This is a genomic window from Nakamurella antarctica, assembly GCF_003860405.1.
Taxonomy (GTDB): Bacteria; Actinomycetota; Actinomycetes; order Mycobacteriales; family Nakamurellaceae; genus Nakamurella; species Nakamurella antarctica.
Genome location: NZ_CP034170.1, coordinates 724,272 through 741,733 on the forward strand (window position 1 = coordinate 724,272; position 17,462 = coordinate 741,733).

Sequence of the window (17,462 nt, forward strand, 5' to 3'; positions counted from 1 at the left end):
ATGGTGGTTCAGATTAATTGGCACTCGTCACTGCAGACTGCTAATCCGATAATGCGCCAACGGTCCTGCCATGCGCAAACGATGGCGCTGTGACGTCTGTGAAACGCGTCGGCTCAGTTCAGCACTTTCAATCCGCCGTCAGGACTGACCACATGCGTCACCGGTGCGTCCAGAACTCCGCTAGGTACCTCGTCGAATAGTTCGTCATCGAAGACCACGGCTATCAGCGCCGGAGCGTAGTCAAGGTTGGCCATTTCGATCAAGGCAAGCGTGCGGTCATAATGACCGCCACCGCGTCCCAGCCGATAGCCCTGCCGATCGACAGCCAGCGCTGGGACCAAAACCGCAGCTGCCTCCAGGACGGCTAACTCTCCAAGGCGTGCGCCGGTGGGCTCGCTGATTCCAAGTCGGCCGACGGCGATTTCGTCTGGGGAGTAAGCAGACCACTCGAGCGGAGCTGCTCCGGTGACGACAGGCACCAACACGGTGACGCCGAATTTCACGAGAAGGTCGAGGAGTTCGATTCCCAGCGGCTCGCTGGCCAGCGGAAGGAAGGCGCAGACGGTGTCCACTTCCGCCAAGGGGGCAGCGAGGTGTGCGAGAACCTTGTTGCGGGCGACAGTGCGGTCCGCGTTCGATCGGGCCTTGCGGGCAGCGATCAAACGCTCACGCCAGGGCCACTTTTCCTCCTCGCCGAGACCTTCAGCGCCTGAGTCAAAGCTGCCCGGACCAAAGCTGCCCGGGTCAAGGTTGCTAAAGCCCAGTTCGTCCAGTTGATCCGGCGTCAGGTCCGCTAGCATCGGGTCGGCAGCATGCCATTCAAACTCAATGCCGTGAGGTACGCCCGCGTCTTCCTCAGGCCGGTCTGCGGTGTCATCGGTGTTGCTCATGGGACCACCGTAGGCAATCGCGCCGACACTTGCAGACTGTGATGGCGCAGACTCGCGGGCGTTTAGTCTCCGAGCTTCGTCCAACCAAGCCGTTGCACCCAGTAGGTTGGGGTGTCATGTGGACTATCACCGTCATCGGATGCTGCTCGTGGGGAATGAGTTCCCGCTGATGCGCTCGGTAACCGAACAACTTGACCTCGTCCTGTCGGCATCGCTGACACCGGCGCCGGTACGGACGGCCATCTCGGAGGCGCAGGGGTTGCTCTGCGCCGAGGAAGTCGTTGCTTCGGCCGCCCTGCCGTCATTCGACCAGGCAGCGGTGGATGGGTATGCCGTCCGCAGCGTCGACGTTGCCGGCGCGAGTGAGCAAAATCCCGTGGTGCTACCGGTTGTGGGCGAGATTGCGGCTGGCTCACGGACCGCGAACAGGTTGCAGCCAGGCCAGGCTGTCTACGTGGCGACCGGTGCTCCACTGCCGACTATCGCCGACGCTGTGATTCCGCGTTATTCCACCGACGGGCATACTGCGCGAGTCACCATCACAAAAGCGGTGCCCGGTGGTGGGTATGTGCGCCGGACTGGCGAGGACGTGCAACCGGGGGACGTGGCCGTTCGATCTGGGGCGTTCATCGGCTCCGCTCAGGTCGGCCTGCTCGCGGCGGTGGGTCGCGACAAAGTTTTGGTGCATCCTCGGCCGCGGCTTTCGATCATCTCCATCGGGGAGGAGCTCGTCGATGTGGCCCGCACGCCGGGGCCCGGCCAGGTGTACGACGTCAACTCGTATGCGTTGGCTGCTGCGGCCCGCGACGCTGGCGCCGATGTGATTCGAGTCGGTATTGCGCCGAGCGATTTGCGTCGCCTGCGGGAAATGGTGGAGGCACGATTGCTGGTCAGCGAAGCCGTCATCATCTCCGGAGCAGCTGGTGGGTCGAATGCCGAACTGGTAGTGGAAGCGTTGGCCGATCTGGGGGTGTTGGATCTGACCAGAGTCGCAATGCAGCCCGGTTCGGCCCAGGGCTACGGCGTCCTCGGCCCGGATAAGGTGCCCACATTCCTGCTACCGGCTAATCCGGTCAGCGCGCTGGTCATCTTCGAGATCATCGTCCGGCCCGCGCTTCGGGTGATGCTCGGTCGACGAAACCCCTACCGTCGCACCGTTACCGCCCGCACGCTGGCCCCTATCAGCTCGCCGTTCGGTCGGCGTTCGTTCCTTCGTGGCCAGTTGATGCGTGACGATGACGACGACTATTTGGTCCACATACTCGGCGCGGGTGGCACTCACCTGCTTGCCTCCCTTGCGGAGGCAAACTGCCTGGTGCTGATTGATGAGGACGTCACCGACGTTCCAGTCGGCTCCGAGGTAGCAGTGTCCTTCCTCGCGCAACGGGCATAACCAATCATGTCGACCTTCGATCGACTGTTCGGTACCGCGAACCCGGGGTGGCCAGCCCACTTGGGATCAGTCAGCACGCCGATTGGTGACGTTGCTCTCCGGCCGCTACGACGATCAGATGGTCAACTCTGGCGCGCGGCGCGCACTCGCGATCAGTCGCTGATTCAGCGGTGGGATCCGTCATCGGTGCTGACTTGGCAGCAACGTCATACGGCCGGGCAATGGTCGATACATCGCCGGATGCTGACCCGCGGCGCGCGGCTGGGGAGCGCCTTGCCCTTTGCGATCATCGTTGACGGACATTTCTGCGGCCAAGTAACAGTGGGCGGGATCGCGCGCGGGCCGCTGCACTCTGGCTGGATCGGGTATTGGGTTGATTCCGAATTTGCTGGCCACGGCGTCGCAACCGCTGCCACCGCACTGGCTGCCGCACATGCATTTGGTGCAGGCGGCTTACATCGCCTGGAGGCCACAGTGGCGCCGGCCAATGTGGCCAGCCAAAAGGTCCTGGCGCACCTGGGCTTTCGGCAAGAAGGCCTCTTGCAGAGGTATCTCGATATAGACGGAGCCTGGATGGACCACCAGCTCTGGGCCATGACGGCCGAGGAAGTACCGCAAGGGCTCGATTCGCTATTGCAGCAGTGGCGCCGTTAGCGAAGAGAAGTTGCGCGGGTCTGATGGGCTTCCGCGTGTCCTACGTGGCCTTTGGTACTGGTGTGGCTAGCGTGACAACTTGAGGGTTTGCTCTGACGCACGGCTGCTTCTGGCCGGGTTGATGCGACTTACTACCGCGCTTTCCATGCCGATTCTGCTCTCAGATTCTCACCACACAGGTGTAGTCACAACGTTGTTTCCAATTCTCGCGTGGGTTCGGAAGGGGTGGGCGGTATGACTGTTCCGCAGTCGTTGCTCGTCGTCGGCCTCGCGCTGGCGTGGTTGATCGTTTTGGTGCCGATGATCTCCCGCAGGTCCCGCGAAGTGAACGAAAGCGTTGAGGGCAGAGGGTTTCGAGTGCTGCAACGCAATAAAGCCGTCACCGGCCGTAATCGATTGCGCCGCAACTCGTTTGCCAGTGAGATCAACTCGGACGCTGGTGAACCTGTGGGCTCCGATCACCCGGAAACGGTGGCGGCCAAGTACCGGCTGACGCAGCAAACGCAGGCGGAACGGGATATGGCCGGGGAGTTTGGTATGGCAAAGAAGAACGAGACGAGTGAGCAGGCAACAGCTTTCATGAACGCAGAAACGCACCAGTTCGCCCGGATTTCCGGAGATGTCGAGTTCGAAGCCGACAAATTGGCTCCCTCGGATAGTACGGACTCTGACGGCAGCAACTCTGACGGCAGCAACTCTGACGACAGCAACTCTGACGACAGCGCCTTTGATGGCAGCGCCCCCTACAGCGGTGACCCCGAAGAGGAAGAGGCCGTCGATTTCGAAACTGTTGACGCTGACTTCGGTGACGACGACCCCGATTACCATTCGGGCACTGAAGATTTCGAATATGACGAAGAAGCCGTGGTTTCCCACCAAACCCATCGTCGTCAGGGTCGCGGTGGATTCGATCCGGAGGCGGCGGAAGCGGCCCGTCGTTTCCGTTACGCGCAGCGTCAACGAGTCGCGCTGATCCTCCTGGTTGCAACAGTTGCGTTCACTGCCACGGCAATCATGCTGTCTCCGATGCTGTGGACCGGGGCCGGTGTCAGCGCGGTACTGCTCGCCCTGTACTTGACGTATCTGCGTCGCCAGGTGCGGGTCGAGCAGGACGTGCAGGAGAGGCGGCTGGCAAGAATGCGGCGTGCTCGGCAGATCCGGCCAGGACGCTACGACGGTGATTACACCGAGTTCGATGCCGCGCACGAGGACGCGCCGTCCTATGCCGGGGTTGGTCACGGGCACATGGTGAGCCAGGTGCCTTCGCCATCCCACGATCGACGCGGCCGTGTGGTTGTTGACCTCGAGGATGACGACCCAGGATTCGACGACCTGGAGTACTACGAGCCGATCGTGTACAAGAAGGCTTCCGGCCAGTAGCGTTTGAGTGTCGCCACTTCGCTGAGCGTCGGACCGCCGTTCAGCGCCGACCCCGTCCCCCAAGAAAGCTGAGGCTCCGTTCCGTATGACAGCTCATGCGCGCGGGGTGTACAAGCAGGGCGCCTCCGACATCCGCTTCGACTGGGGACTTGAGGGCGCCGGAGTAATTTCTTCCGGAGCCGGAATAGTGGTGGTCGTGGACGTTCTTTCGTTCACCACAACGCTGTCTGTAGCGATGGATTACGGAGTCGACGTCTATCCGTATCGCCTGCGGGATGCCTCCGCCGCAGCGTTTGCCGCGTCCAAACACGCGATCCTTGCCGTGGGCCGGAGCGAAGCAGGCGCATCAGGTGTGTCGCTATCGCCGGCATCGGTTCGGGCGTCCGCATCCGGCGCAGGTCCGCTGGCTAAGTCGCGGCGGCTAGTGCTGCCGTCACCTAATGGTTCGGCCATTTCCAAAGCGATGGCCGAGCAGGGGGCTGTAGTCCTTGGAGCCAGCTTGCGCAACGCTGCCGCGGTCGCTGCTTGGATCGATAAGAATCGGCAGGGGCAGTCCGTGGCAATCATCGCTTCCGGTGAGCGTTGGCCGGGAGATCTCCTGCGGCCCGCCATCGAAGATATGTGGGGCGCGGGCGCTGTAATCGCTGAGCTGCAATCGTTCCGGAAGATTACGTGTTCGCCCGAGGCTTCCGCTGCTGCTGCCGCGTATCTGCACGTGAAGGGCACGCTCTTAGAGTCGTTGCAGCAGTGTGCTTCTGGCCGCGAGCTGATCGAAGATGGCCACGGTAATGAGATCGAGGTTGCTGCCGAAGCTCGCTCATCGATGGTGGTTCCGGTGCTCCGCGGGGAAGCGTTTACCGCTGCCTGACGTGCTTTCCGCCAGCTTTCTGATGTGGTTCGGCTACGGCTGCGGCGGCTAGGCCAGCGGATTCGGAGCACCCGCCTCTGGCTGATACTCTAATCTTCGCTCGTGGGTAACTCCACGTGCGGGGCTGTAGCGCAGTTGGTAGCGCGCTTCGTTCGCATCGAAGAGGTCCGGGGTTCGATTCCCCGCAGCTCCACCAAAAGACCGTTCGAGCCAGCTTTATCGGCTTGGGCGGTCTTTTGATTTAACCGGTGAATCGAGTGGGCCCACGGCGAGCGTTAGCGAGGTGGGGATCCCCGCAGCTCCACCAAAAGACCGTTCGAGCCAGCTTTATCGGCTTGGGCGGTCTTTTGATTTAACCGGTGAATCGAGTGGGCCCACGGCGAGCTTTAGCGAGGTGGGGATCCCCGCAGCTCCACCAAAAGACCGTTCGAGCCAGCTTTATCGGCTTGGGCGGTCTTTTGATTTAACCGGTGAATCGAGTGGGCCCATCCGCGAACCCTCTTTGAACCCGAACAGCGGGTCGCCGCCAGCCCAGCGGATCCAGGAAGATGTGATGTTGTGGGCACCTACGCAGTCCAGTCGCCGGCGACAAACCCAGAGCCCACCGTGTGGAGCTTCGACGTCACGGTGAGCACGAATGAGGCACTCACCCGCGGGGTGACGGCAGTGCAAGCTCACGGATCCGAAACGACCCACCACAGGGTCGTCATCGGTGGTGAAGCCTCGCTTGAGGAAGCCCACCTCATCGCAGCCCAGATGTCGTCGTGTCAGGGCATGTGCACCGGCGTTTATCTCCGCTTGTAAGGGCTTCCAAGCTCGGTGAAGTGCTGATCGGTAGTGAAAGGGGCGTTAGTCCCAGGGCGCAGCGCGAATGGGAGCCGTTCGACCCTGTCTACCACCCGTTGATTCAGAAATTATTAGCACCTACAGGTCGTCCGGATGGGATGGCCGCTTCTGCGTCTGAGTGGTGTTTGAATGCAGTCAAAGATCCTACTTAGCAACAACATTCAATGACGCGTACGGGCCAGGTGCGCCTGATCCAGCGAACCACCAGCAACGATCTCATGGCGTTGGCAACCGAATCTGCGGTAGCCCCGATGCAGGTCGCGGCCATCCTTGTGGTGGATCGTCTGATCACGGTGTCAGCGCTGCGCGTGGCTCTTGCCGAGCGGATCCTCGCTATTCCTCGGCTCCGGCAGCGGCTGCAGCGGGCGCCTTTCGGGTGCGGCCGCCCGGTGTGGATCGACGACGCAAACTTCGCCATGGACCGTCATGTTGATGCTCTGGCATGCCCAGCGCCGGGCACAGAAGACGCTCTGCTGGCAGTTGCGGCAACTGCTGCAACTCGCCCCTTGCCGCGGGACCACCCACTCTGGTCGCTCACCCTCGTCACAGGATTAGAAGGTGAGAAGAACGCGGCGATCCTCGTCATCCATCACGTTCTCGCCGACGGCATCGGGGGGTTGGCCGCACTTGCGCTGCTCATCGACGGTGCACCAGCACATCACAAGATCCCGTTCCCGACGCCGCCGCCAACCCGTAGGGAACTATTTGCCGATGCGACGACCACGCGAATACGTGCGCTCGGGCACCTGCCCGCTGGCATCCGGCTGGCTCTGGATGCCGTTGCCGAGCTGCGCGGGGGCAAAGTTGGCCGCCTCGCTCGGTGCACCCTCAACCAGCCGACGGGTTCGCGTCGGCAACTAGCGGTGGCCCGTACTGATATGGCCGGGATGGCCGCCGTCGCCCATGCGCGCGGTGCAACGATCAACGATGTCCTGCTGACAGCCGTCGCCGGTTCGCTGGCTGCTGTGCTGCGGCAGCGGGGCGAATCGGCCGAGACGTTGGTGCTGTCTGTCCCCGTGTCCAGTAGGGGGGAAAAGGTTTCAACCGCACTGGGAAACCACGTCGGGGCGATGCTGGTCCGGGTATCGACTCGCGGCGAACCGATCCCTCGGCTACAGGAGATCGCGTGCACCACGCGCGTTCGCCGCCAAGCGGTAGGGCGGGGCGCATCGGCCATCTTGTTGGCCCCCGCCTTTCGGATGCTTCGGATGGGCCTTTTCCGCTGGCTGGTAGACCGCCAACGGCTGGTGACCACTTTCGTGACGAACCTGTCAGGTTTTCCTTCGCCACTGACTCTCCTTGGAGCCGTCATCACCGACATCATTCCCATCACTGCTATCACTGGGAATGTGACCGTTGGTTTCGCCGCTCTTTCCTACGCGGGCACCTTCGCGGTAACGGTGGTCGCAGACCCGGAACGCTGCCCTGACCTACCCTTTTTAGTGAGTGAGCTGCAGAACCAGCTGACCGATCTCACCGCAGATCGCGGCTATGCCTCAACCTCCGCCCGCCCGGTCCCCGAGGTGTTCACCCATGAATAGTGCGCCGCATGACGCAATCGCCCACCCGTGGATTCAGCGTCACCAGTTCGTCACTTTCGTAGCGCTCGCATACGCGTTCTCCTGGACGCTGTGGTTGCTGGCCGCGGTGGGAGGTGGGCAGGTGCCGTTCTTGATCGGGGGGCTCGGTCCGATGGTTGCCGCAGCAACGGTCATTCGATGGACCGGTGGTTCGTTGCGCACCTGGATCAGGCCCGTCTGGCGTTGGCGGGTACCCGTGCGCTGGTGGGCATATTCACTCGGCCTGCCGGCTTTGTTGTACGGCGTTATCAGCCTCGTTCTGCAGTTGACCGGCGCGCCGGTCAACTGGTCGCTAGCGTTCTCCCGACTGCCTGACTACGCCGCCGCCTTCGCCTTCGTTCTGATCCTCGGCGGGGGATTGGAGGAGCCGGGCTGGCGAGGCTTTGGTCTCCCGCTGCTGCAGAAGCGGCTCCCGCCGGTCCGCGCGACTTTGTTGCTCGGCTTCGTCTGGGGCGTATGGCATGTGCCGCTCTACGGGCCCGCCGGGTTCGTCATTCCCATGGTGCTGGCCTTCTTCTACACGGTGCTGTGGAACCGTACTCGGAGTGTGGGATTGTGCATTTTGCTGCATGCCAGCTTCACACCGGCCCAAGACCAACTGATCCTGATGGCGCGAGACAGGGCCTACACGCAGGCGTTGGACGCGCCGGACTTCGTCATCCTCGGTGTCTATGCCGCGGCGGTCATTGTCCTCATTGCACTCACCCAAGGCCGCCTCGGCGCAGCGCCAGCTATCGTCGAAGCGCTCTCATCACCGAACTCCGAAGAAGCCTGACTATCCCGACTTCCTTGCCAAAGCTGTTTTCAGCGAGACCTTTTTAGTGTACGAGATGGACCCGTACTGGAACAGGGTTACCGCTAGCCGCAGCATCCCGCCCGCGCAGACGAATAGGAGGGCGATGACTGCAATCGACTCAGTAAGACCCAGGGTGCCAAGGCCATTGCGCAGCAGCGCGGTGGTGGGCGCGGAGAACGGGAAATAAGTGAAGATCTGCACGATGGCCGAATGCGGATCCGAGACCACCAGTCCGGCGACGTACAGGGGCACGAAGATCAGCGCCATCAAAACGCCGATAAAGCTGCCAGCTTCTTTTGCGGTCGGCATGGCTGCTCCCACAGCCACCAAAGTAGTGGTGTACAGGGAGAATCCGCCGAGCAAGAGGAAAAACCCAACAGTGACTCGGGCGGGGTCAATGATGAGGTGCGATAAATCCACAGACGGAAGACTCAGCGCATCGCGGAAAAATAGGTAGCCGATTACCACTGGCACAGAGAAGACAATTGCTTGGACAAGTCCCACGAGAAACAACGTAATCACCTTGCCGGTGATGAGCGTGGTGGGTTTTAAGGTGGTCAGAATCATCTCTGTGACCCGATTTTCCTTTTCCTCCAGCGTAGAATTTACCATTTGGCCTGCCAGCAGCATCATGAGTCCGTAGAAGATCAAGATGAACATCAAGGGCGGTATGGCGGAATTGAGACCGCCCGACTCTGTGGCGCCCTGAAAGGTAATGACAGTAATAGCCGCAGGACGCTCGGCGATGAGGGCCAACTGCGCCGAACCGATCTTTTGCTGCACCGCTTGGCTGAGCATTTCCTGTGCCACCGCGGAGTATTTTCCGTTTTCGAAAATTCCCCGGTCCGATGCGTAGACCTCGATGGTGTCGACGGTCGGATCGGCGGGGAAGGCAAAGTACGCCTCCGTGGTGCCATCCTTCACGCCTTCGATGCCCTGGCCAGGGCTACTGGCCAGTGTGGCCCCGAATCTCAAGGCGATTTGGTCCGAGATCAGGTGAGAATCATCTGTGTACGCAACACTAAACTGGGCGCTTTTCTGAGCGTCGGCGGTGCTGCTGGTGGTCGAGTTGCTGATGGAGATCAGTACAAAAATAACCGCGATGGCAGCGGGGAAGGCCAATGTCCCGATCCAAAATCTTTTCCTGGAGATGGTCCTAAAAAACTCGAAGGAAATGACAGTGCCTAGGTTGTGGTGGGCCATCGCTTTATACCCCCGAAAGTTCGCGCTGGTAGGCGACGTTTTGATCCCCGTAGACCCGCAAGAAAACATCGTCGAGCGAGACTTTGGTGACCTCGAAGCCGCGCACCGTCACTCCCGCATCGAGCAGTTGCCGCAGGATGTTCGATTCGTCCACGTCCGTGGTCAGGACTAACTCCGCATAGTTTTGCTCCACCAGAGATATCTCGTAGGCCGGAGACGGCGGGATGCGGCCGGAATATTTGAGCCGAACGATTCTGCCTCCGTAGCGATTCTGAACCTCGTCGACAGTGCCGTAGGCCTCCGTTGTTCCGTTCTTCAGCAAGAGAACTCGATCGCAGAGCCGTTCCACCTCTTCCATCTGGTGGGTAATCATCACGACTGTCGCGCCAGCCGTTTTCTGGTCGGCGATGATGTCCATCAAAAGGCGACGATTAACCGGGTCAAAACCCTTGGTGGGCTCGTCCAGAATCAACAGTTCGGGGTCGTTCATAATTGTCACTCCGAGTTGGATCTTTTGCTGCTGGCCGCCGGACAGCTTGTCCAATTGAAGGCTGGATTTATCCCCGAGAGCCACACGATCCAGGTAACTCAGGGACCACGCTTTGGCCGCGTTGCGATCCATTCCTTTGAGCCGACCGAAATACGTCATGATGTCGATGACGGGTTCTTTCTTGTACAGGCCACGCTCCTCGGGGAGGTAGCCGAGACGGCTTCCATTCTCGGGGCTAAACGGCTTGCCATTGATGTGGAGCGTGCCGGACGTCGGCCGGTAGATACCCAGTAACGCCCTGATGGTCGTGGTTTTTCCGGAGCCGTTGCTGCCGAGGAAGCCGAAGGTCTCGCCCCGCCGGACATCGAAGGACAAATCACTGATCACGGTGTTGTCCCCGAAATCCATCCGAAACCGGTCAATGTGAACAAGTGCTTCGTCCATAACCCCCACCGTCGTGTTCAGTCGCTCGTCGGGCACCGCCGAGGGCGAAACCTTGGTTCTGGCATCGCATCCCGCGACGGCCATGTGGGCGGCGATCCTGTCTGTGGCGACCTGACGCTGCCCCGTGCGTCCTTAAGTTTCGCAGGGACGGGCACGTGAGATCAGAGGCAAAAGTCCCCAACGGCGGCGCGTTGTCGCTCGCGCCGAGCAGACAACCGAGGGTGTCTGACATATTCGGCGGGCAACAAGGCGCCGCTGCTTTTTGGGGATCCGCGCCGAGAGTTCAGTCGCCTTTGACGTTGAGAATCTGGTGGAGTGTGTGCTCAATTGTCACGAGGTCGGCCGCATCTGCCATCACGACGTCGATATCCTTGTACGCCTGCGGGATCTCGTCGATAAATGCATCGGTGTGGCGGTACTCGATTCCAGCCATGGCCACTTCGAGGTCGGCGGCGGTGAACATCTTTTTTGTTTCGTTGCGGCTCCGTGAACGGCCTGCGCCGTGGGGTGAGGAGTTCAAGGACAACGGATTACCCTTACCGACGACAACGTAACTGGCGGTGCCCATGCTGCCTGGAATCAGACCCCTATCGCCCTTTGCCGCTTTGATGGCGCCTTTGCGCGACACCCACACCTTCTTCCCGAAATGTTGTTCCTGTTCGGTGAAGTTGTGGTGGCAATTGATGGTTTCCTTTCTGCACACGGCCACCCCGGTCAGATGTTCGATCTGGGCGCAAACGCGGTCCATCATCTCCTCCCGGTTTTCACGGGCGAACTCCTGGGCCCACCGAAGTTCCCGGATGTATTTCCAGAACTCGTCGGTCCCCTCTACCAAGTAGGCAAGGTCGGGGTCCGGCACGCTGATCCACCATTTCGTCATCTGTTGTTGCGCAACTTTGATGTGATGCTGGGCGATCTTGTTGCCGATTCCGCGGCTGCCGGAATGTAGGAACAGCCACACCCTGCTCGCTTCGTCGACTGTAACTTCGATGAAGTGATTGCCGCTGCCGAGTGTTCCGAGTTGCAGTCTCCAATTCGCGGCATATGTTTCAGGGCTGAATCTGGCTGCCACGGCCGCTTCTTCCAGGGCCAGGATCCGGGCCGCGGTGGATTCGGCGATGATCTCGCTGTTGTACTGGCCAGCCGAAAGTGGGATCGCCGACTCGATGCTTTCGCGGAGCTGGGTCATAGATGGCCCGGTTCCTGGCCCGGTGGAAGGTCCGGGAAACAGGCCCCGAAACTCGGTTTCGGTCCATTGGGTGCGGACGGCGATCATCCCGCACCCGATGTCGACACCGACCGCGGCAGGGATGATAGCGCCGAGCGTGGGGATGACGCTTCCCACCGTGGCCCCCTTCCCCAGGTGCGCGTCGGGCATTAACGCGACGTGCGGGTAGATGAAAGGCATGGTTGCCGACGTGATCGCTTGGTCGCGAGTGTTGTCGCCGATGATGCTGGCCCAGTTGATGAGCTTCTTGCTGAGGTGTTCTGGCATGGTCTTCCGTTCCGAGTGAACGGTCAGTCTCGCGCCGAAGTGGCTGAGGGGCAACTGGTTTTTCACACTTAATCAGCTCAACGGTGCCTAGTACGGGCCGAGTCGCCGTCCTGGATGGCTGCGCCAACGGGGTGTGTCGCCTGCCTTCGGCCTGGGCGTGGCCGGTGAGTGTCAAGACTGAGTGGCGCAGGTGCGTCACTTCAAAGCCTTCGTGCTGTGCAGCGCTCGAAAATTCGAAACTTCAGAGCAGCCCGAACCCCACTAGACCCGCGGACGTACGCTGGCGAAATGGACATCGCCGATACCACCGCCGCATTTGCCGAGCTCGATAATCAGCTTGCCGCTGTGGCCAGCTGCGAAAAAGTGTGGGCAGCGACCAGTGTGCGACGACGACGCGAACTTCTCCTTGCTGTGCGTGATCTTGTTGCACGCGATGCAGAGTTGTGGGCGCAGACGGCAGCAGGCCTGAAGCGGTTGCCGTCCCGCTCGCCGCTGGTGGGGGAGGAGTGGACCAGTGGCCCCTACGCGTTGATCACGGCATTGACGACTCTGGCGGAAAGTGCTGCTGCTCTCGAAGCCGGTCGTAGCCCGGTTGATGAGTACAAATTTTCTCGTGCGCCGGGTGGGCGAACCGCAGTAGATATATTGCCGCATCAGGTCTTTGACCATCTTCTGTTCAGTGGATTCAGCGCCCAGGTCTGGATGCCGCCGGGCGTCACACAGCAGCAAGTGCGGGAGCAGGCTGGCTTAGCTTTGCGTGATCCCGTCCAGACTCACGGTGTCGGAGTAGTTCTCGGCGCGGGAAACATCACTTCCATTGCCCCGCTTGATGTGCTCTCCGAGCTTTATGCCAGCAATCGCGTGGTGGTTCTCAAATTGAACCCGGTGATGGACGCAATGCTGCCCGTGTACCAACGAGTGTTTGCGCCACTCATCGAACTTGGGGTCCTCTTCATCACGACCGGCGGCGCCGACGTCGGTCAGCATCTGGTGCAGCACCATCTCATCGACCATGTTCACATCACGGGCAGTGCAGCGACCCACGATGCCATCGTGTGGGGGACGGATGCTGCCGACGTCGCCGCGCGCAAATCCGCTCACAACCCGGTCTTGTCGAAGCCGATCACGAGTGAGCTCGGCGGCGTGTCGCCGATCATCGTCCTCCCCGGCACCTGGTCCAAAGCCGACTTGAGGTTTCAAGCCGAACACGTCGCTACAATGCGCCTGCATAACAACGGTTACAACTGCATCGCCGGGCAAGTGGTACTGATGGCCGAAAGCTGGCCGCAGAAAGAAGAGTTCGTCGAACAAATCCGATTGGCCCTTCGCCGCACTCCGGACCGCGATGATTACTACCCAGGTAGTGGCAGGCGCGTGCAAGCTGCTCGCAGCGCCTACCCAGAAGCCGAAACAATCTCGGGCGTCACGCTTATTAACGATCCAGCCGACACCGAGTATTTGCGCCAGCAGGAGACGTTCGCGCCCGTCCTCGGCATTATCGAACTGCCGGGCGCCGATTTCTTGCAAACGGCGGTTCGCAGCGCCAACGACGATTTCGTTGGCACACTCGGCGTCAACATTATTGCCCACCCGCGCACCTTGGCGGCGCTGGGCGACAGGTTCGAAAACGCTCTGGCAGAACTGCGTTATGGCTGCATCGCCGTTAACGCCTGGACCGGCGTTGGATTTCTCAACGCCGCCGCTGCCTGGGGTGCGTTCCCCGGCCACACGCTCGCCGACGTGCAAAGCGGGATCGGCGCGGTGCATAACGCGTTGCTGCTGAAGGACCCAGAGCGCACCGTTGTCCGCGGACCTTTCCGGCCGTCGCCGCGGTCCATCCTGCAAGGGGAGTGGTCCATCAGTCCTAGGCCCCCATGGTTTGTGACCAACAAAACGGCGGCTCGCACCGGGGAACTGTTGACCGCATTCGCCGCTTCGCCGAGCTGGGCAAAACTGCCCGGTATTTTTGCCTCAGCCTTGCGAGGCTGAGTCCCTCAGATTCGCAGGCAGTTCCAGCGGCACCCTTGTGGGTTGTGCGGGCTGGATTCCGAGCCCGTTCATAGCGACACAGCATCTAGTGCTCAGGTGAAAGCGCATCAGACTCGATATTTCGGATCAGGAGAACCTCGCCCTAACCGGCGTAGTTCAGCCGTGGGCCAAGCCGGAAAATGTGGGCGTGCGGGAGATCGCGACGGCAGCCCCGAGCGGTCAAGTCTGACCCCGAAAGTCCAGAGGGTGACCGCAATCAGGCCCCAAACACCCCCTTCATGCTAGGGAGGCGCCCGCCGCATGACGGCCCGGTCTTGGCGCTGAGGATGCGGCTGCCGGCGGCTCGCGGCGTTACGGTGTGAGGGCCATGGACACGCCCGCCCCTGATGCCCCGCAGCCAGCCGCCGAATGGCGTTCCGCGCTGGACGGGCTGCTGCGGCCCGCGCAAAATACCGAGCACGTCGAGCAATCCGCGACTGCGATGGCGCTCCAGTTCGAGCTGCGGGAATTGGTGCCCCGCACGGCAAGTCGGTGGAATGGTCCGCCGTCCAAAGCCGCCACCTCCGTCAAGGCGGGAGTCGAGTATCGACTGGGGGTTCGGCCGGTGGCGCGAACCAGCCGCGGGTGGGCCCGTGGAACCCTGACATGGTCCAACATCGCTCGCCTGCGTAACCGGCTCAACCTGGAACCCGCCCAGCATCTGTGGTTCTGCCAGTTCGTGGCGCTACATCGGGCGGCGACGCCCGCAGCTGCCGGCCATGATGCCGACTGGGTGTTGCTCGACGAATTCGCCAACCCCCTGTTGTGGGCGATGCTGGCGCAAGCCTCGTCCTGTGGCGTGCAGTTGGTGGCTACCAAATCCGACACCGCCGTGCTGATTGGCGACGCGGCAACGTTGACGCTGGATGCGGTGGCAGCCGGAAATGCCATCATCATCAGCCCCTCCCTGACAGTTGACGGCCTGGCCGTGCCCGTGGAGTCTGCGGGTCCGATCGGTAATCATGGCGTGTACGTTTTCGCGTTAGCCAGGCCGCGCAGCTTTCACTTGGCCCCCACCGCCGAACAGATGACGAGAGAGCAAATCTCGATCCTGAACAGTGGATTTTCGCTGCGGATCCCACAGCAGAACTTCCAAGAATTTATTCAGACCGACCTCGACCAACTCCGCGAATCGATCGATATCGGCAGCAGTGACACCTCTGTTACGTTGCCCCAGTGCGCCCTCCGGTGCTGGTCCTCACGGCGACATTTGGCCCCAGGCATATCCTTTCGCTTGAGTGGCGCTGGGAAGAAGGCAGGAGGTCAGGAGCGCTTCCAGAGCTGAGGACTGTGATCGGGCAGGGCTTGTTGCCTGAAGAGTGGCTTCAAAACGGCGCGATTCCAGATTCGGCCATCCTGCGGGACCTAGAAGCAGCCGAATTCGCGTCCACCACACTGCAGCTGCTTCGGGGGTTGGCCGGTGTACGCGTCCAGACCCAGGGCGATATTCCAGATTATCGTGAGCTCACGGGCGTGCCACTTCTCACTGTCACCACAGTGCCGTCAGAGCGCCACGACTGGTTCAACTTGGGCGTCACCGTCACCGTGGACGGCAGGACAATTCCGTTTGTCCCGCTGTTTCGAGCGCTCGCAAAAGGCCGCCGCAAGCTACTGATGGTGAACGGCAGTTATATGACGCTCAACCACCCGGCTTTCGAGCCGCTGCGGGAGCTGATCAACGAAGCCAAAGATATCGCCGAGTGGGAAACCGGCCCCGTCATTAGTCGCTACCAGACCGAACTGTGGTCTGATTTCGAGGATCTCGCCGACGAGGCAGTACCGGCGGTGACCTGGCGCGCCCAATTGGCCGAGGCCAGGAAAGATTCACCCCACCGCATCGATACGCCCCAAGGTCTACGCGCAGAGCTCCGTCCCTACCAGGCGGAGGGCTTGGGGTGGCTGGCATTCCTCTGGCGGCATCAGCTGGGCGGGATCCTCGCTGACGACATGGGCTTGGGTAAAACTGTGCAGTGCCTGGGGCTTATCCAACACGCAACCGAAACTGGTTCGGCCTCAAGCCCATTCCTGGTAGTAGCCCCGACTTCGGTGGTACCGAACTGGGTTTCCGAATCGATGCGGTTCACGCCGGGTCTCGTGGTGCGAGAAATTGCTGCCACCCAAGCGAAGTCCGGTGTCGATCTAGCAGCGGTCGCCGCCGGCGCCGACATTCTGGTCACCAGCTACGCCCTGCTGCGTCTTGACTTCGATGCCTACCAGTCGATTGCCGTAAATACGGGGTGGGCCGGACTCATTCTGGACGAGGCGCAGTTCGTCAAGAACCCGGCTTCCAGAGTGCATGAGTGCGCACTGGATCTGGATATCCGGTTCAAGCTCGCCGTCACCGGCACGCCCATGGAGAATTCGCTGACCGAACTCCGCGCGCTGTTCACCATCGTTGCGCCGGGCCTTTTTGCCTCGTCAGCGCGGTTTGAAGCCGAATACGTGCGACCCATCGAGATGCCCGCCGTCGGTATCACCCGCGGCGTCGGAGCCGGCAACAGCGAACAGGTCGCGGCGGGCCTGCGTAGCAAGCGCCTCGCTAAATTGCGCAGCCGAATTAGGCCATACATGATGCGCCGCACCAAAGAATTGGTCGCCGCGGAGCTGCCGGCCAAACAGGAGCAGACCTTGACTATCCACCTGGCACCCGAGCACCGCGCGCTGTACGACGTGTACTTGCAGCGCGAGCGGCAGAAACTCCTTCACTTGCTTGACGACATGGAACGCAATCGGTTTGTGGTTTTCAGGTCGTTGACCCTGCTGCGGATTCTGGCTCTCGACGCCTCGCTGCTGGACGAGGAGTACTCCCACATCCCGTCAAGCAAGCTGGACGCGCTGTTCGAACAACTCGACGAGGTCCTAGCCGAGGGCCACCGTGCACTGGTCTTCAGTCAGTTCACCTCGTACCTGAAGAAAGCGGCGGCTCGGCTGGACGCGGCGGGCGTCGCATATGTCTACCTGGACGGCAGCACGCGGCAGCGGGCCGAGGTGATCAATGAGTTCAAATCCGGTACCGCGCCCGTGTTCTTGATCAGCCTGAAGGCGGGCGGTTTCGGCCTCAACCTGACCGAAGCCGACTACGTGTTCTTGCTGGATCCGTGGTGGAACCCGGCAACCGAGGAACAGGCCATTGACCGGACACATCGCATCGGGCAAACGAAAAACGTGATGGTGTATCGACTGATCGCCGCGGACACCATCGAGGAAAAGGTCATGAAGCTGAAGCAGCGCAAAGCCATACTTTTTGATGCCGTCATCGACGACGAAGCGCTGTTCAGCTCCGCGCTCTCAGAAACAGATATTCGCGAACTACTCAGTTAGTCGGCGCAGGGGTGGCCACCGCGGTGGCCTAGAGCACCGCGGCACTCACGAGCGTCCTAGCTGTCGATTTCGAA

At 61.2% G+C, this 17,462-nt stretch carries 14 protein-coding genes and 1 tRNA gene; 11 read left to right on the top strand and 4 right to left on the bottom strand.

What is annotated here, in order from left to right; genetic code table 11:
- Positions 1 to 113: 113 nt before the first annotated feature.
- On the bottom strand, positions 114 to 890 hold the full coding sequence (locus tag EH165_RS03160; RefSeq protein ID WP_206426071.1) for a 5-formyltetrahydrofolate cyclo-ligase: 777 nt from the start codon (positions 888 to 890) through the stop codon (positions 114 to 116).
- A 169-nt stretch (positions 891 to 1,059) separates the two neighbouring features.
- On the opposite strand from EH165_RS03160, the gene glp reads away from it, so the two are divergent.
- The 8 genes from glp (at position 1,060) to EH165_RS03200 (ending at position 8,386) form a co-directional block, all read left to right on the top strand.
- Positions 1,060 to 2,283, top strand: coding sequence for a molybdotransferase-like divisome protein Glp (gene glp, locus EH165_RS03165; protein ID WP_124800267.1), 1,224 nt, complete (start codon positions 1,060 to 1,062; stop codon positions 2,281 to 2,283).
- Positions 2,284 to 2,289: 6 nt separating this feature from the next.
- Entirely contained in the window at positions 2,290 to 2,937 is a 648-nt protein-coding gene (locus EH165_RS03170; protein WP_124797994.1) for a GNAT family N-acetyltransferase, read from the top strand.
- A 234-nt stretch (positions 2,938 to 3,171) separates the two neighbouring features.
- Complete coding sequence (sepX, locus tag EH165_RS03175) at positions 3,172 to 4,317, top strand: divisome protein SepX/GlpR (RefSeq protein WP_124797995.1); 1,146 nt, start codon at positions 3,172 to 3,174, stop codon at positions 4,315 to 4,317.
- An 85-nt stretch (positions 4,318 to 4,402) separates the two neighbouring features.
- Positions 4,403 to 5,185 (top strand): 2-phosphosulfolactate phosphatase, encoded by a 783-nt coding sequence (locus tag EH165_RS03180; RefSeq protein ID WP_124797996.1) that lies wholly within the window; start codon positions 4,403 to 4,405, stop codon positions 5,183 to 5,185.
- A gap of 120 nt (positions 5,186 to 5,305) precedes the next feature.
- A tRNA-Ala gene (locus EH165_RS03185) sits at positions 5,306 to 5,381 on the top strand.
- A 362-nt stretch (positions 5,382 to 5,743) separates the two neighbouring features.
- Positions 5,744 to 5,989, top strand: coding sequence for a hypothetical protein (locus EH165_RS03190; protein WP_124797997.1), 246 nt, complete (start codon positions 5,744 to 5,746; stop codon positions 5,987 to 5,989).
- 206 nt (positions 5,990 to 6,195) lie between these two features.
- Positions 6,196 to 7,572, top strand: a complete 1,377-nt coding sequence (locus tag EH165_RS03195; protein ID WP_124797998.1) for a wax ester/triacylglycerol synthase domain-containing protein — start codon at positions 6,196 to 6,198, stop codon at positions 7,570 to 7,572.
- Entirely contained in the window at positions 7,565 to 8,386 is an 822-nt protein-coding gene (locus tag EH165_RS03200) for a CPBP family intramembrane glutamic endopeptidase (RefSeq protein ID WP_124797999.1), read from the top strand. Before EH165_RS03195 ends, EH165_RS03200 begins: the two co-directional genes overlap by 8 nt.
- Here the strand turns inward: EH165_RS03200 and EH165_RS03205 are convergent, their stop codons facing one another.
- The 3 genes from EH165_RS03205 to EH165_RS03215 form a co-directional block, all read right to left on the bottom strand.
- Complete coding sequence (locus tag EH165_RS03205; protein ID WP_124798000.1) at positions 8,387 to 9,610, bottom strand: ABC transporter permease; 1,224 nt, start codon at positions 9,608 to 9,610, stop codon at positions 8,387 to 8,389.
- Between the two features lie 4 nt (positions 9,611 to 9,614).
- Positions 9,615 to 10,544: an ABC transporter ATP-binding protein gene (locus EH165_RS03210; RefSeq protein ID WP_124800268.1), complete on the bottom strand. Its 930-nt coding sequence runs from the start codon at positions 10,542 to 10,544 to the stop codon at positions 9,615 to 9,617.
- Between the two features lie 283 nt (positions 10,545 to 10,827).
- Positions 10,828 to 12,039 (bottom strand): RtcB family protein, encoded by a 1,212-nt coding sequence (locus EH165_RS03215; protein WP_124798001.1) that lies wholly within the window; start codon positions 12,037 to 12,039, stop codon positions 10,828 to 10,830.
- Positions 12,040 to 12,327: 288 nt separating this feature from the next.
- On the opposite strand from EH165_RS03215, the gene EH165_RS03220 reads away from it, so the two are divergent.
- The 3 genes from EH165_RS03220 (at position 12,328) to EH165_RS03230 (ending at position 17,388) form a co-directional block, all read left to right on the top strand.
- A complete protein-coding gene (locus EH165_RS03220) occupies positions 12,328 to 14,028 on the top strand; it encodes an aldehyde dehydrogenase family protein (protein WP_124798002.1) in 1,701 nt (566 codons plus the stop codon).
- 367 nt (positions 14,029 to 14,395) lie between these two features.
- Positions 14,396 to 15,352 (top strand): hypothetical protein, encoded by a 957-nt coding sequence (locus EH165_RS03225; protein WP_124798003.1) that lies wholly within the window; start codon positions 14,396 to 14,398, stop codon positions 15,350 to 15,352.
- 5 nt (positions 15,353 to 15,357) lie between these two features.
- Positions 15,358 to 17,388 (top strand): DEAD/DEAH box helicase, encoded by a 2,031-nt coding sequence (locus EH165_RS03230; protein WP_206426073.1) that lies wholly within the window; start codon positions 15,358 to 15,360, stop codon positions 17,386 to 17,388.
- Positions 17,389 to 17,462: the final 74 nt, after the last annotated feature.